Raw genomic sequence first — 14629 nt, 5'->3', positions numbered from 1 at the left:
CCTCAACGCCGATGGTTCGGTCATCAACGGCTCGATCCGGCTGATCGAGCCGACGAACCCGCCGGACGGGCGGTTCCAGCAGGCCTACGAGGCGGGCCGGCGGGCGCTGATCCGTTGCTCGCCCTACCAGCTTCCGCGCGAGAAGTACGCGCAGTGGCGCAACATAGAAGTCGTGTTCAATCCCGAAGGAATGGTGTCATGGTGAGACCCAGCCGTCGCGGCGTGCTTCTCGGGGCTACGGCGGCATTGCTCGCCCGGCCCTTCGCGGCCGTCGCCCAGTCGCCGCTCAGGATCGAGATCACCGAGGGCGTGATCGAGCCCATGCCGATCGCGATTCCGCCATTCGTCCCCGACGCCCCCGGCGCGGCGGAGACGGCGGGGCGGATCACCCAGGTGGTGATCGACGATCTGGTCGGCACCGGCCTCTTTCGCGAGGTGCCGCGCCAGGCGCATCTCGGCACGATCTCGAACTTCGACGCTCCGGTGCAGTTCGCCGACTGGCGCGCGATCAACGCGCAGGCGCTGGTCACCGGCGCGGTCGGCGCCAGCGGCGGCCAGGCGGTGGTGCGCTTCCGGCTCTGGGACGTCTTCGCCCAGGCGCCGCTCGGCGAGGGCCTGCGCTTCGACGGACCCGCGGCGAGCTGGCGGCGGCTGGCGCACAAGGTCGCGGACGCGATCTATTCCCGGCTGACCGGGGAAAGCGGCTATTTCGACAGCCGCGTCGCCTACGTGGCCGAGAGCGGGCCGAAGGCGCAGCGCCGCCGGCAGGTTGCGATCATGGACTACGACGGCGCCAACGCGACCACGTTGACCGATGGCGCGTCGCTGGTCTTCGGACCCTCGATCTCGCGCAACGCCGGGCAGATCCTGTTCACCGGCTACGAGAGCCGCAAGCCGGGCGTCTATCTGATCAACGCCGGCGGCGGCGGGCGTCGGCGGATCGCCTCGACCGAGGAGATCAGCCTCGCCGGCAGCTTCGCCCCGAACGGCGGGCAGGCGCTGATCTCGGTGAGCCAGGGCGGCGCGTCGAACATTTATCTGGCCGATCTCGGCTCCGGCTCGGCCCGGCAGCTGACGCGGACCTCGGCGATCGACGCCTCGCCTTCGTTCTCGCCCGACGGCAGCCAGATCGTCTTCGAGAGCGATCAGGGCGGCGCGCAGCAGATCTATGTCATGGGATCGGGCGGCGGCGCCGGGCGGCGGATCAGCTTCGGCGAGGGGCGCTACGCCACGCCGGCCTGGTCGCCGCGGGGCGATCTGATCGCCTTCACCAAGATGACCGGCGGGCGCTTCCACATCGGGGTGATGCGCCCCGACGGCTCGGGCGAGAAGCTGCTGACCGCGAGCTATCTCGACCAGGGGCCGACCTGGGCGCCGAACGGGCGGGTGCTGATGTTCTATCGCGAGACGCCGGGCGACAGCGGCGGGCCTTCGGTCTACACCGTCGACGTGACGGGGCGGAATCTGCGGCAGGTGCCGACGGGCGGCTTCGCCTCGGCGCCGTCCTGGTCGGGCCTGCTGGCCTGACGAACGAGGAGGAGAACGGAATGAGGGGAACGAGGATCCTGGGGGCGGCCGCGCTGGCGCTCATGCTGGCTGCCTGCGCCCGGCAGCCGATCGACACCGGCCAGGGTTACAGCGGCGGCGGGGCCGGCGGCGCCGGCGGGATCGATTCCGGGATGATCGGCACGGGCGGGCTCGGCGGCGGCGGCGTGCTGCCGGGCACGAACATCGGCGACACGGTGTGGTTCCTTCTCGATCAGAGCACGCTCTCCGCGCAGGCGACAAGCGTCCTCGATCAGCAGATCGGCTGGTTGCAGGCCAATCCGGGCCGGATCGAGATCGAGGGCCACGCCGACGAGCGCGGCACCGAGCAGTACAACATCCAGCTCGGCGCGCGACGCGCGGCGGCGGTGCGCGACTACATGGTCAGCCGCGGCATCCCCGATTCGCGCATCTCCACCAACACCTTCGGCCGGGCGCGGCCGATCGCGACCTGTGCCGACGAAAGCTGCTGGTCGCAGAACCGTCGGGCCGTGACGGTCGTCGCCGCCGGCGCAGGCGTCTGATGCGCGGGCTCGTCGTCGCCCTCGGGCTCGTGTTGGCCGCGGTCGGGCCGGCGGCCGCACAGCAGGCGCCGGCGCTGAGCGCCGGGCAGACCCTCGGCGACGTGCGGGCCGATCTCGACGTGCTGAACCGCCAGATCGCAGAGCTTCGGCGCGCGCTCGTCGCGGCCGGGACGGGCAAGGGCCTGCCGACGGCCTCGGCGACGGCGCTGACCCGGCTCGACCAGCTCGAGGCGGAATTGCGGCGGCTGACCAACCGCGTCGACGTGCTGACCAACGACGTCAACCGGATCGTGGCCGACGCCACGAACCGGGCCGGGGACATCGAGTTCCGGCTGACCGAGCTCGAGGGCGGCGACGTCAGCGCGCTCGGCGCCCCCGAGCCGCTCGGCGGCGGGGTGACGCCGCCCGCTCCGGCTCCGACGCCGCCGGCGGCCGCGCCCACGGGCACGGGCGAGCTCGCGGTGTCGGAGCAGGCGGATTTCGACGCGGCGGTCGCCGCGGCGGAGGCAGGCGACAACGCCCGGGCCGCGACGCTCTTCGAGGCGTTCGTCGCCGCGTATCCCGGCGGACCGCTCGCCGCCGAGGCGCAGTTCCGGCGCGGCGAGGCGCTGGCGGCGAACGGCGACCAGCGCGGCGCGGCGCGGGCGTTCCTCGACGCCTTCAGCGGTGCGCCCGAGGGGCCTGTCGCGCCAAAGGCGCTGCTGCGGCTCGCCGGCGCGCTCGGGGCGCTCGGCCAGACCAACGAGGCCTGCCTGACGCTCGGCGAGGTGACTGCGCGCTACCCCGGCAGCGAGGCCGCCGGGCAGGTCCCGGGGCAGAAGCAGGTCCTCGCCTGCCCGTGACGCCGCCGACGGCGCTCGCCGACGCCATGGCGCGCGCCCTGGCGGACGCACCGGCGGGCGCGGTGGGCGTCGCGGTCTCGGGCGGCGGGGATTCGGTCGCGCTCCTGCTCCTCGTGCAGCACTGGGCGGCGGCGGCCGGGCGGCGGGTGGAGGCGGCGACGGTGGACCACGGCCTGCGGCCGGAGGCCGCCGCCGAGGCGGCTGGCGTGGCTCGGCTCTGCGCGCGGCTCGGAGTGCGGCACGCGACGCTGGCCTGGACCGGCTGGGACGGTCACGGCAACCTGCAGGCGGCGGCGCGGGATGCACGCCGGGCGCTGCTGGCCGGCTGGGCACGGGGGCGCGGGCTGGCGGCGGTGGCGCTCGGACACACCTGCGACGACCAGGCGGAGACCTTCCTGATGCGGCTCGCCCGCGGCTCGGGCGTCGACGGCCTCGCGGCGATGGCCGGCACGTCGCGGGCGGAGGGCGTGCCGTGGCTGCGGCCGCTGCTCGGGCTGCGGCGGGCGGCGCTGCGCGCGTGGCTGGCGGAGGCGGGCATCGGCTGGGTCGAGGATGCCTCGAACGACGACCCGGCCTTCGCCCGGGTGCGCGCCCGGGAGGCGCTGGGGCCGCTGGCGGCGCTCGGCCTCGGGCCGGAGCGTCTCGCGGCGACGGCGGCGCGGATGGCGCGGGCCCGCGTCGCACTGGAGGCGGCGACGGCGGCGCTGGCGCGCGACTGCGCCGCGCCGGGGCCGGCCGGCGATCTGATCCTCGACCCCGGCCCGCTGGCCGCCGCGCCGGAGGAACTGCGCCTGCGGCTCGTCGCGGCGGCGCTGGTCTGGGCTTCCGGCGCGCGGGTGCGGCCGCGGCTGGCGACCACCGAGGCCGCCGTCGCGGCGGTGCTGGGGCAGGGGCTCGGGCATGGCGTGACGGCGCATGGCTGCGTGCTGCGCCCCTGGCGGGGCCGCGTCGCGGTGCGGCGCGAGCCGGCCCGCGTCGGGGCGCCGGTTCCGGTCGACGCGATCTGGGACGGGCGCTGGGAGGTGCGCGGCGCGGCAGGCGACGGCCTCCGCATCGGCGCGCTCGGGGTCGCCGGACTCGCGGCGCGGCCGGGGTGGCGGGAGACCGGGCTCGCCCGCGAGGCGCTCCTCGCCACGCCCGGCGTCTGGCGGGACGGACGGCTCGTCGCAGCCCCGGTGCTCGAGACCGGCGGCGCGGTTGTCGCGCGGCGGGTGGCGCCCTTGCCGGCCCCCTGGGACGAATCGCGTTGAATCGGGATCGCCAAAGCCTATGTTAGCCGGTAAGGGCGGCGCGCCTCTCGGCGCGTGCCGGGGCCCATTTGGAGGACCGCGTGGGCAACACCAAGAACATCGCCTTCTGGATCATCCTGTTCCTGCTGATGGTCGCGCTGTTCAACGTCTTCTCGAACGGCAGCCGGACCAGCATGGGCCGGGAGATCAGCTACTCCGACTTCCTCAACCGGGTCGAGGGCGGGCAGGTCTCGGCGGTCCGGCTGGACGGGGAGCGCATCTACATCACCGGCTCGGACGGGGCGAGCCTCCAGACCATCCAGCCGCGCTCGACCGACGTGCTGCCGGCGCTCAGGGAGCACAAGGTCGAGATTCAGGCGGCTCCGCAGGAGCAGTCGGGGATCCTCTCCGCGCTCGGGCTGTGGCTGCCGTTCCTGTTGCTGATCGGCGTCTGGATCTTTTTCATGAACCGGATGCAGGGCGGCGGTCGCGGCGGGGCCATGGGCTTCGGCAAGTCCAAGGCCAAGCTCCTGACCGAGAAATCCGGCAAGGTGACGTTCAACGACGTCGCCGGCATCGACGAGGCCAAGGAGGAGCTCGAGGAGATCGTCGAGTTCCTGCGCGACCCGCAGAAGTTCAGCCGCCTCGGCGGCAAGATCCCCAAGGGCGCGCTTCTCGTCGGACCGCCGGGCACCGGCAAGACGCTCCTCGCCCGCGCCATCGCCGGCGAGGCGGGCGTGCCGTTCTTCACCATCTCGGGCTCGGACTTCGTGGAGATGTTCGTGGGCGTCGGCGCAAGCCGCGTGCGCGACATGTTCGAGCAGGCGAAGAAGAACGCGCCCTGCATCGTCTTCATCGACGAGATCGACGCCGTCGGCCGCCACCGCGGCGCCGGCTACGGCGGCGGCAACGACGAGCGCGAGCAGACGCTGAACCAGCTCCTCGTCGAGATGGACGGGTTCGAGGCCAACGAGGGCGTGATCCTGATCGCCGCGACCAACCGGCCCGACGTGCTCGACCCCGCGCTGCTGCGACCCGGCCGCTTCGACCGGCAGGTGCAGGTCACGAACCCCGACATCAAGGGCCGCGAGAAGATCCTCGCCGTCCACGCCCGCCGGGTGCCGCTCGCCGCGGACGTGGACCTGCGGGTGATCGCGCGTGGCACGCCGGGCTTTTCCGGCGCCGATCTCGCCAACCTCGTCAACGAGGCGGCGCTTATGGCGGCGCGGACCGGCAAGCGGTTCGTGACCATGGCGGATTTCGAGAGCTCGAAGGACAAGGTGATGATGGGCGCCGAGCGGCGGTCCATGGTCATGTCCGACGACGAGCGCAAGCTGACCGCCTATCACGAGGCGGGCCATGCGATCGTCGGCATCAACTCGCCGCAGCACGACCCGATCCACAAGGCGACGATCATCCCGCGTGGCCGCGCGCTGGGGCTGGTGATGAGCCTGCCCGAGCGCGACCAGCTCAGCGTGACCAAGACCAAGTACAAGTCGATGATCGCCATGGCCATGGGCGGCAAGGTCGCCGAGGAGTTGACCTTCGGCCCGGATCAGGTGACCTCGGGCGCCGCATCCGACATCCAGCAGGTGAGCCGCATCGCCCGGGCGATGGTGACGAAGTTCGGCATGTCCGACAAGCTCGGCAACATCGACTACGCGGGCGAGCAGTTCACCTATCTCGGACCGCAGGCCGGCGGCGTGAACGCCGGACCCGACACGCACGAGCTGATCGACGCCGAGGTGCGGGCGCTGGTCGACGAGGGCTACGAGACCGCCAAGCGCATCCTGACGGAAAAGCGGGGCGACCTCGAGCGGCTGGCGAACGGGCTTCTGGAGTACGAGACGCTGACCGGCAAGGAGATCGGCCGGGTCATCGCCGGCCAGCCGCTCAACCGCGGCGCCGACGACGACGAGAAGACCGACGGCGGGGCGTCCGGCATCGCCGCGATCCCCAAGAGCGGCAAGTCCTCGCGGCCCGCGCGCGAGGACGGCATGGAGCCCGAACCGATCGCCTGAACGCCGGCGCGCCCGGCGCAAGGCGGTCCGCGGCCGAGACCGCGGGCCGCCTTTTCATGTCATACCGGCGGGCTCACGAAACGACTCGCGGACCTTTTTGACCTTTAGCATTTTTATCGTTTGTATTCAGATAGTTACCCTATCTATCACGCGTGTTAGCCCGTGTTTCGCCGGGTGGCCTGGTAGACTCGCCGGCGTCACCTGTTCCCTGACCAGCGTGGCGTACCCGAACGAAGCCCGGTCTCGAAGGCCAGTTCGGGCGCGGCCTTTTCGCCTCGCGCTGGCTGATGGCCACGAAGTATCCCGGTCTGGTGGCGTCGCTGATGATGCCGCTGATCGTGTTCTTCCGCGAAGCCGCCTTCTACATCCCGCAGGAGCTGGTGTTGTCGAGCGACGACGCGATCCTCGCCGTGATCACCCACCTGACCTTCGTGGTGTCGGGCGTGCTGCTCGCGTCCATGGACTTCCTGGCCGCGCGCAGCGGCAAGCACTGACGATCGCGCCTCGCGATACGGGCTGCGAGTTCGCCCGACGCGCCGGGTTTACCAGGTACGCCGACTAGGGCAGTGTCGCGGGGCGATCGGCGACGCAACGCCGACGCACGGACAGGAGGAGACCCCCCATGGAGGTGCAGCCCGCTTACGGGACGGCGACCCTTTTACTGATTGCCGCGGGCTCGGTTGCGCTGCTGCTGCTGCTGATCCTGCGTTTCCGGCTGCACGCCTTCGTCGCGCTCGTCCTCGTCAGCCTGCTGACCGCCCTCGTCACCCGGATCCCCTTCGCCGACGTGGTGCCGACGCTACTTGAGGGATTCGGCTCGACGCTCGCCACGGTGGCGCTCCTCGTCGGCTTCGGCGCGATGATCGGGCGGATCCTCGAGGTGACGGGCGGCGCGCAGGTGCTCGCCGACCGGTTGATCGACGCCTTCGGCCCCGATCGGGCGCCCTTCGCGCTCGGGGTCGCCTCGCTGCTCTTCGGCTTCCCGATCTTCTTCGACGCCGGCCTCGTGGTGATGCTGCCGATCATCTTCAGCGTCGCCAAACGCTTCGGCGGCTCGGTGCTGACCTACGCCCTTCCGGCGGCCGGCGCCTTCGCGGTGATGCACGCCTTCCTGCCGCCGCATCCCGGCCCGGTCGCCGCCGGCGACCTGCTCGGCGCGGATATCGGGCTCCTCGTCCTTGTCGCCCTCGTCGTGGCGCTGCCGACCTGGTTTCTCGGCAGCTACATCTTCGGCCTCTGGGCCGGGCGGCGCTTCGTGCTGCCGGTGCCCGACCTGCTCGGCGCCAGCCTTAGCCACGACGCAAAGCCGCCCGCCTTCGGCGACGTTCTCCTCGTCTTGCTGCTGCCGCTGGTGCTCATTTTCCTCAACACCGGACTGGGCACGTTGGTGACCGCGGGCGTGGTCGACGGCGGCGCGATCTGGGTGAACCTCTTGCGCATGGTCGGCCAGACCCCGGTCGCGCTGCTCATCACCGTCCTCGTCGCGATGTGGAAGCTCGGCGGCGACCACAGCGCGGCGGATCTCGAGAAGATCATGGACGGCGCCCTCGGGCCGGTCTGCGCGATCATCCTCGTCACCGGCGCGGGCGGCATGTTCGGCGGCGTGCTGCGCGCCAGCGGCATCGGCCAGGCGCTGGCCGGCAGCCTCGAGACGGTTGGCATGCCGCTGATCGTCGCTGCCTTCCTGATCTCCACCGCGCTGCGCGTGGCGCAGGGCTCGGCCACCGTGGCGCTGACCACGACGGCGGGCCTGCTCGCCCCCACCGTCGCCGCGACGACCGGGCTCAACTCCTTCGACCTGTGCTTTCTCGTCATCGCCATCGCCTGCGGCGCCACCGTGCTCAGCCATGTGAACGACTCGGGCTTCTGGCTGGTGGGGCGTTTCCTCCAGATGGACGAGAAGACGACGTTGAAGACCTGGACGGTGATGGAGACACTGCTCGGGCTGATCGGCTTCGGCTTCGCGCTCATCGGCTGGTGGCTGCTGTGAGCGCCGCCGGCCCCCAGCATATCGTCGTCATGGGCGTGTCCGGTAGTGGCAAGACCACGGTCGGCGCGCTGCTCGCCGAGGCGCTCGGCTGGCGCTTCATCGAGGGCGACGCCTTCCACCCCGAGGCCAACGTGGCGAAGATGTCGGCCGGCCAGCCGCTCGACGACGCGGACCGCAAGCCGTGGCTGGAGGCGCTCGCCGCGCAGATCGCCCGCGACGACGCGGCGGGGCGGTCCTCGGTGGTCGGCTGTTCGTCGCTGAAGCGGGCCTACCGCGACATCCTGCGCAGCGGCGCGCCGCGGGTGCGCTTCCTCCACGTCCACGGCGATCGCGACCTGCTGCTCGAGCGGGTCTCGAACCGGCCGGATCACTTCTTCCCGCCGGCGCTCCTCGATTCGCAGCTCGCCACGCTGGAGCCGCTGGGACCGGACGAGGATGGCGTCGTCGTGGACATCGCCCTCGCCGCGCCGGCGCAGGTCCGGTCGGCCCGGGCGGCGCTGGGGCTCGACTGACGCCGCGGATCTCCCGCATTCTCCGGGGACAAGAAGAATCCCCGGGGAGAGAGAGACGCCATGGCCCAGCCGTCGGACATCGAGATCGCGCGCGCGGCAGACGCGCGGCCGATCCAGGAAATCGGGGCGCGGCTCGGGATCGGGGCGGCGGATCTCGTGCCCTACGGCCACGACAAGGCCAAGGTCTCGGCGCGCTTCCTCGCCGGGCTGCGCGACCGGCCGCGGGGGCGGCTGGTGCTCGTCACGGCGATCAATCCGACCCCGGCCGGCGAGGGCAAGACCACGACCACGGTCGGTCTCGGCGACGCGCTGAACGCCATCGGGCGGAAGGCGGCCATCTGCCTGCGCGAGCCGAGCCTTGGGCCGTGCTTCGGCATGAAGGGCGGCGCGGCCGGGGGCGGCTATGCGCAGGTGATCCCGATGGAGGACATCAATCTCCACTTCACCGGCGACTTCCACGCGATCACCTCGGCGCACAACCTGCTGGCGGCGTTGATCGACAACCACCTCTACTGGGGCAATGCGCTCGGAATCGATCCGCGGCGCGTCGTCTGGCGGCGCGTGCTCGACATGAACGACCGGGCGTTGCGCGACGTCGTGGCCGGGCTCGGCGGCGTGGCGAACGGGTTTCCGCGGCAGGCGGGGTTCGACATCACGGTGGCCTCGGAGGTCATGGCCATCCTCTGCCTCGCCGAGGATCTCGCCGACCTCGAACGGCGGCTCGGAGACGCGATCATCGCCTATACCCACGACCGCCGGCCGGTCACGGCGCGCGACCTCGGCGCGGACGGGGCGATGACGGTGCTGCTTGCGCAGGCCTTCCAGCCGAACCTCGTGCAGACGCTGGAGGGCAACCCGGCCTTCGTCCATGGCGGACCCTTCGCCAACATCGCCCATGGCTGCAACTCGGTCGCGGCGACCAAGGCGGCGCTCGGGCTCGCCGACTACGTGGTGACGGAGGCGGGCTTCGGGGCGGATCTGGGGGCGGAGAAGTTCTTCGACATCAAGTGCCGCAAGGCCGGCCTTGCCCCCGCCGCGGCGGTGATCGTCGCCACGGTGCGGGCGCTGAAGTTCAACGGCGGCGTGCGCAAGGCCGATCTCGACGCGCCGAACGTGGCGGCGGTGGAGAAGGGCTGCGCCAATCTCGGCCGGCATATCGCCAACGTGCGCGCCTTCGGGGTGCCGGCGGTGGTGGCGATCAACCATTTCGGCTCCGACAGCGAGGCGGAGATCGAGGCGGTGCGCGCCTTCGTCGCCGCGCACGGGACCGAGGCCATCGTCTGTCGGCACTGGGCGGAGGGCTCGCGCGGGGCGGTGGCGCTGGCCGAGCGCGTGGCGGCGCTGGCCGAGAGCGGCGCGGCGCAGTTCGACGTCCTCTACCCGGACGACATGCCGCTCTTCCAGAAGATCGAGACCATCGTCCGGCGCATCTATGGCGCCGACGGGGCGCTGGCCGACACCCGGGTGCGCCATCGGCTGCGCGACTGGGAGGCGGCGGGGTTCGGGCGTCTGCCGGTCTGCATGGCCAAGACCCAGTATTCGTTCTCGACCGATCCTGACCTGCGCGGGGCGCCGAGCGGCTTTGGCGTGCCGGTGCGCGAGGTGCGCCTCGCCGCCGGGGCGGGGTTCGTGGTGGCGATCTGCGGAGAGATCATGACCATGCCGGGCCTGCCGTCGCAGCCCGCGGCCGCCTCGATCCGGCTTGACGCCGAGGGGCGGGTCGAAGGGCTGTTCTGATGTGGTTTTATCGGATGAAACGTGGCTGGAACGCGGCTTGCCACCTTTTGGGTGTTCAGGAACGCTTCGCGCGTGCAGCGGCTGGCAGACGCCATTTCCGACCGCCGCATTGCACCGGGCGTCGGGCGGCGCTAAGGGGGCGGCGATGATCCGCGACCCCGAAGCCTGCGCGAGCATGGACGAGCTGCGCGCCGAGATTGACCGCATCGATCGCGAGCTGGTGGGGCTGCTCGCGCGTCGCGCCGCCTGCATCGACCGCGCCGTGGTTCTGAAGCGCGCGGCGGGCCTGCCTGCCCGCATCGACGAGCGCGTCGATGACGTGCTCGCCAAGGTTCGGGCCGCGGCCGAGGCGAACAGCCTGTCCCCTGCGCTCGCCGAGGCGTTGTGGCGGCGGCTGATCGAATGGTCGATCGGCCGCGAGGAGCGGGCGCTGGACGACGGGCCGGCATGAGTGCTGCCATCATCGACGGCAAGGCTTTCGCCGCCGGGCTGCGGGCGCGGATCGCGGCCGAGGCGGCGGCGCTGAAGGCGACGCATGGCGTCACGCCGGGCCTCGCGGTGGTGCTCGTTGGGGCCGACCCGGCAAGCGAGGTCTATGTTCGCAACAAGGCGAGGGCGACGGTCGAGGTCGGGATGCGCTCCGTGGAGCGGCGGCTGCCGGCGGAGACCTCCGAGGCGGAGCTGCTCGCCGTCGTGGCGGCGCTGAACGCCGATCCCGAGGTCGACGGCATCCTGGTGCAGCTGCCCTTGCCGTCGGGGATCGACTCCAGCCGAGTGATCGACGCGATCGATCCGGCAAAGGACGTCGACGGGTTCCACGTCGACAACGCCGGCGCGCTGGCGGTGGGGCGGCCGGGCCTCGTGCCCTGCACGCCGCTCGGCTGCCTGATGCTGCTGCGCGACCGGCTGGGCTCGCTTGCGGGGCGCGAGGCGCTGGTGCTGGGGCGGTCGAACATCGTGGGCAAGCCGATGGCGCAGCTCATGCTGCGCGAGGACGCCACGGTGACGGTCGCGCATTCGAGGAGCCGCGACCTGCCCGGGCTCGTGCGGCGGGCGGAGATTCTCGTCGCGGCGGTCGGCCGGCCGGGGATGGTCCGGGGCGACTGGATCCGTCCCGGCGCGACGGTGATCGACGTCGGGATCAACCGGGTCGATGGTCCGGACGGCAGACCCCGGCTGGCGGGCGACGTCGCCTTCGCCGAGGCGGTGGAGGTCGCCGGGGCGATCACGCCGGTGCCGGGCGGGGTTGGGCCGATGACGATCGCCTGCCTGCTGGCGAACACCCTCGCCGCCGCCTGCCGGAGGCGCGGACTGCCGGCCCCCGAGGGGCTGACGGCCTGATCGCCGCCGGCCGGAGCTACCGGTCGGCGCGGAGAGGGATCATCGTGCCGAGCATCGTGGCGATGTGGCGACGTGGCGCGTCGCCGTCCTCGGCCCAGACGTCGGCCGCGGCGACGATCAGGCGGCGGCCGGCGCGCAGAATGCGCCCCTCGGCGAGCAGGCGCGCGCCCTCAGCCGGGGCGAGGAGGTGGATCTTCATCTCCGAGGTGAGCACTTCCTCGCCGGCGCCCGTCAGGCTCAGCGCCGAATAGCCGGCGGCGCTGTCGCCGATGGTCCAGGCGAGGCCGGCATGGGCGTAGCCGTGCTGTTGCGACGTCTCCGGCCGCACCGGCGCCGCGATGACGACGCGGCCCGGCTCGACGGCCAGAAGCTCGGCCCCGAGCAGCCGCATCATGCCCTGGCGGGCGAAGCTCGCGCGCACGCGGCGCGCGAAATCGGGATCGCGCGGCTCAGGCACGGCGGGGCATCGGGACGCAGACGCAGGGCTCGCCGGTGAGGATCGCCCGCGCCGGCGCCTCGAAAAGCGCGAGGAGCGCGGGATGGTCGGCGCGCAAGCCGCCGGTGTAGGCGCCGAAGGCGGGCAGGATCAGCCGGCGGGAATCGTGCAGGAAGCAGGCGCGCACGATGGCCCGGCCGCGCGCCGAAAGGCGGAACTTCGGATGGAAATGCCCCGAGACCTCGCCGGCCTCGGTCTCCGCCGCGGCGGCGTGGCGGAAGACGAGGCCGCCGCGGCGCAGCTCGGCGAGATGGGCGCCGGGCAGGGCCAGCGGCCCGGGGTCGTGGTTGCCGGCGATCCACACCCAGTCGCGGCCGGCCGCGAGCGCGGCGAGCCGGTCGGCGTCGCGCGGGGCGAGCGCGTCGGCGCAGTCGAGGTCGTCGAAACTGTCGCCGAGGCAGACGACGACCGCGGGCGCGAGGCGCAGGATCTCGGCGGCGAGGCGGTCGAGCGTCTCGGCGGTCTCGTAGGGCGGCAGCAGCGCGCCGCCGCGACGCGCGACGCGCTCGGACTTGCCGAAGTGCAGGTCGGCGACGCAGAGCAGCCGCTCGGCCTCCCACCACAGGGCGCCCGAGGCGCGCGCCGCAAGCCGCGCGCCGGCGAGCGTGAGATCCTGCTGCGGGGCTCCCGTCATGCTCCGGGTTTGCCCCATGCCGGGGCGCCCTGCAAGGGCGCGTTCCCCGGCGTCCCGGCCTCCCTCAGAATGAGAGCGTCGCCGCGCCTTCCTTGATCGCGGCGTGCATCGCGCTCGCGCCGACAATGACCACTCCGTCGACGAGGTCCGCCTGCGCGTAGCCGCGGCTCTGGACGCAGGGCGGGCAGGCCCAGATCACGCCGCCCCGGTCCTGGAACTCGCGAATCATCGCGGCGAGAGGTTGCTGGGGCGGCACGTGGGTCATCGCCGCGCCGCCCTTGCGGACGAGGTCGATGGCGGTCGAGGTAAGAAACATCGACACCTGGAGGCCGGCGGTGATGCCGCCGAGGGCGATCGTGAAGGCGACGGAGGAGAGCTCCGAATCGATGCCGCGGGTCATCAGGATGACGAGCTTGTCGGCCATGGGCAGGTCCTTTCGCGTGACGGGAGATGCAGGTCGGGTGTAGCCTCCGACGTGGCCGGTTGTCTTTGGCCGGGGGGCGCGGAGTATTGATCGGGAATCCGGGCGAGCCGGGATCGGACGTGCTGTCGGGCGTGCTCCGAATGGTGCGCCTCGGCGGGGTGCTGCAGTTCTGCTTCGCGCCGCAAGGCGACTGGCGGACCGTCGGGCGCCGCGGGCGGCTACGGCGCCGAGGCCGCCTTCAGCCGGGCCTTCGGCCAACCGCCGGCCGCCTGGCGCGACGCGGCGCGCGCGACCGGTTGAGTGGGACGGCAGCCGCCGCCCGGCCAGGGGTCAGCCGAGCTGGGAGCCGGGGTTCATCATCCCTTCGGGATCGAGCAGGCGCTTGAGACCGGCGAGGAGGGCGCGCTTCTCCGGGTCGAGCCGGGCGAGGAAGTCGTCGCGCTTGAAGCGGCCGACGCCGTGCTCGGCGCTGATCGAGCCGGCGAGGGCGTCCACCTCGGCGTTGAGCACGGCCTTGGCCCGCGCCTCGATCGGCTTCCAGGCGGCGGGGGCCATCGGCGTGCGGGGCAGCACGCAGATGTGGACGTTGCCGTCGCCGAAATGGCCGAAGGCGACGGTGAAGGTCTCCGGCAGCGCCGCCTCGATGGCGTCGCAGGCGCGCGACACGAAGGCGGGCAGGTCGGAGAGCGTGACCGAGACGTCGGAGCGCATGAAGGGGCCGCTCCGGGCCAGCGCCTCGTTGATCGCCTCGCGCAGCGCCCAGATCCGGTCGGCCTGCGCGCCGCTGGCGGCGAGGAGCCCGTCGGTGACGACGCCCTCGGCGAGCGCCGCCTCGAGGAAGGCGGCGAGGAGGGCGTCGAGATCGACGGGGCCGGGCGCGGCCAGCTCGACGAGGACGTAGGCCCCGCAACCGGCATCGAGCGCCGGCGCGTTGGTCGAGGCCTCGCGGGCGAGGCGCATGGCGACCGGGGTCATGAACTCGAAGGCGGAGAGGAGATCGGAGCAGAGCCGCCGCGCCATGTGGAAGGCCCGGGCCACGGAGGCGATGTCCGGGAGCCCGATCAGCGCGGCGGCGCGCGCGGTCGGCCGCGGGACGAGGCGCAGCGCCGCGGCGGTGATGACGCCGAACCCGCCTTCGGCCCCGATGAAGAGCTGCTTCAGGTCGGGGCCCATGTTGTTCTTGCGCAGCGTGCCGAGCCCGTTCCAGAGCGTTCCGTCCGCGAGCACGACCTCGAGTCCCAGCACCTGCTCGCGCATCATGCCGTAGCGCAGCACGTTGATGCCGCCGGCATTGGTCGAGATCACCCCGCCGATCTGCGCCGTCCCCTGCGCCC

At 72.5% G+C, this 14629-nt stretch carries 15 protein-coding genes and 1 pseudogene; 12 read left to right on the top strand and 4 right to left on the bottom strand.

Annotated elements, in window-relative coordinates:
* The 12 genes and pseudogenes from KBA23_RS12395 to folD all read left to right on the top strand — a co-directional run.
* A pseudogene (locus KBA23_RS12395) lies at positions 1–205 on the top strand (energy transducer TonB); the annotation flags it as partial.
* Positions 199–1527, top strand: coding sequence for a Tol-Pal system beta propeller repeat protein TolB (gene tolB / locus KBA23_RS12390; protein ID WP_290741370.1), 1329 nt, complete (start codon positions 199–201; stop codon positions 1525–1527). The pseudogene KBA23_RS12395 and the gene tolB, both read left to right, overlap by 7 nt.
* 20 nt (positions 1528–1547) lie before the next feature.
* Positions 1548–2069, top strand: coding sequence for an OmpA family protein (locus tag KBA23_RS12385; protein WP_290741368.1), 522 nt, complete (start codon positions 1548–1550; stop codon positions 2067–2069).
* Positions 2069–2911, top strand: a complete 843-nt coding sequence (gene ybgF, locus KBA23_RS12380; protein ID WP_290741367.1) for a tol-pal system protein YbgF — start codon at positions 2069–2071, stop codon at positions 2909–2911. Before KBA23_RS12385 ends, ybgF begins: the two co-directional genes overlap by 1 nt.
* Complete coding sequence (tilS, locus tag KBA23_RS12375; protein WP_290741366.1) at positions 2908–4161, top strand: tRNA lysidine(34) synthetase TilS; 1254 nt, start codon at positions 2908–2910, stop codon at positions 4159–4161. Before ybgF ends, tilS begins: the two co-directional genes overlap by 4 nt.
* 80 nt (positions 4162–4241) lie before the next feature.
* Entirely contained in the window at positions 4242–6161 is a 1920-nt protein-coding gene (gene ftsH / locus KBA23_RS12370) for an ATP-dependent zinc metalloprotease FtsH (RefSeq protein ID WP_290741364.1), read from the top strand.
* A 287-nt stretch (positions 6162–6448) separates the two neighbouring features.
* On the top strand, positions 6449–6655 hold the full coding sequence (locus KBA23_RS12365; RefSeq protein ID WP_290741362.1) for a hypothetical protein: 207 nt from the start codon (positions 6449–6451) through the stop codon (positions 6653–6655).
* 128 nt (positions 6656–6783) lie between these two features.
* Entirely contained in the window at positions 6784–8151 is a 1368-nt protein-coding gene (locus tag KBA23_RS12360) for a gluconate:H+ symporter (protein WP_290741360.1), read from the top strand.
* Positions 8148–8663, top strand: coding sequence for a gluconokinase (locus KBA23_RS12355; RefSeq protein WP_366935313.1), 516 nt, complete (start codon positions 8148–8150; stop codon positions 8661–8663). The genes KBA23_RS12360 and KBA23_RS12355 overlap by 4 nt, the downstream gene beginning before the upstream one ends.
* Positions 8664–8723: 60 nt before the next feature.
* A complete protein-coding gene (locus tag KBA23_RS12350) occupies positions 8724–10400 on the top strand; it encodes a formate--tetrahydrofolate ligase (protein ID WP_290741358.1) in 1677 nt (558 codons plus the stop codon).
* Positions 10401–10548: 148 nt separating this feature from the next.
* Entirely contained in the window at positions 10549–10851 is a 303-nt protein-coding gene (locus KBA23_RS12345) for a chorismate mutase (protein WP_290741374.1), read from the top strand.
* Positions 10848–11741: a bifunctional methylenetetrahydrofolate dehydrogenase/methenyltetrahydrofolate cyclohydrolase FolD gene (gene folD / locus KBA23_RS12340; protein WP_290741356.1), complete on the top strand. Its 894-nt coding sequence runs from the start codon at positions 10848–10850 to the stop codon at positions 11739–11741. The genes KBA23_RS12345 and folD overlap by 4 nt, the downstream gene beginning before the upstream one ends.
* Positions 11742–11757: 16 nt before the next feature.
* Here the strand turns inward: folD and KBA23_RS12335 are convergent, their stop codons facing one another.
* From KBA23_RS12335 to KBA23_RS12320, 4 genes are all read right to left on the bottom strand, one after another.
* A complete protein-coding gene (locus tag KBA23_RS12335; RefSeq protein WP_290741372.1) occupies positions 11758–12135 on the bottom strand; it encodes a PaaI family thioesterase in 378 nt (125 codons plus the stop codon).
* A 55-nt stretch (positions 12136–12190) separates the two neighbouring features.
* Positions 12191–12871, bottom strand: a complete 681-nt coding sequence (gene pdeM / locus KBA23_RS12330; RefSeq protein ID WP_290741354.1) for a ligase-associated DNA damage response endonuclease PdeM — start codon at positions 12869–12871, stop codon at positions 12191–12193.
* Between the two features lie 64 nt (positions 12872–12935).
* Entirely contained in the window at positions 12936–13295 is a 360-nt protein-coding gene (locus KBA23_RS12325; RefSeq protein ID WP_290741352.1) for a DsrE family protein, read from the bottom strand.
* 330 nt (positions 13296–13625) lie between these two features.
* A partial coding sequence (locus KBA23_RS12320) for an FAD-binding oxidoreductase (protein WP_290741350.1) occupies positions 13626–14629 on the bottom strand: 1004 nt, incomplete at its 5' end.

The organism is Amaricoccus sp., from assembly GCF_017995835.1.
GTDB lineage: Bacteria > Pseudomonadota > Alphaproteobacteria > Rhodobacterales > Rhodobacteraceae > Amaricoccus.
The sequence above is the reverse complement of the archived record's forward strand: the minus strand, read 5'-3'. Positions and strand labels throughout refer to the sequence as shown.

Coding starts and splice junctions, on each gene's coding strand:
- KBA23_RS12360 (WP_290741360.1), top strand. CDS start 6,784: ATGGAGGTGCAGCCCGCTTACGGGACGGCGACCCTTTTACTGATTGCC.
- ybgF (WP_290741367.1), top strand. CDS start 2,069: ATGCGCGGGCTCGTCGTCGCCCTCGGGCTCGTGTTGGCCGCGGTCGGG.
- folD (WP_290741356.1), top strand. CDS start 10,848: ATGAGTGCTGCCATCATCGACGGCAAGGCTTTCGCCGCCGGGCTGCGG.
- KBA23_RS12385 (WP_290741368.1), top strand. CDS start 1,548: ATGAGGGGAACGAGGATCCTGGGGGCGGCCGCGCTGGCGCTCATGCTG.
- KBA23_RS12350 (WP_290741358.1), top strand. CDS start 8,724: ATGGCCCAGCCGTCGGACATCGAGATCGCGCGCGCGGCAGACGCGCGG.
- KBA23_RS12335 (WP_290741372.1), bottom strand. CDS start 12,135: ATGATGCGGCTGCTCGGGGCCGAGCTTCTGGCCGTCGAGCCGGGCCGC.
- pdeM (WP_290741354.1), bottom strand. CDS start 12,871: ATGACGGGAGCCCCGCAGCAGGATCTCACGCTCGCCGGCGCGCGGCTT.
- KBA23_RS12365 (WP_290741362.1), top strand. CDS start 6,449: ATGGCCACGAAGTATCCCGGTCTGGTGGCGTCGCTGATGATGCCGCTG.
- tolB (WP_290741370.1), top strand. CDS start 199: ATGGTGAGACCCAGCCGTCGCGGCGTGCTTCTCGGGGCTACGGCGGCA.
- KBA23_RS12325 (WP_290741352.1), bottom strand. CDS start 13,295: ATGGCCGACAAGCTCGTCATCCTGATGACCCGCGGCATCGATTCGGAG.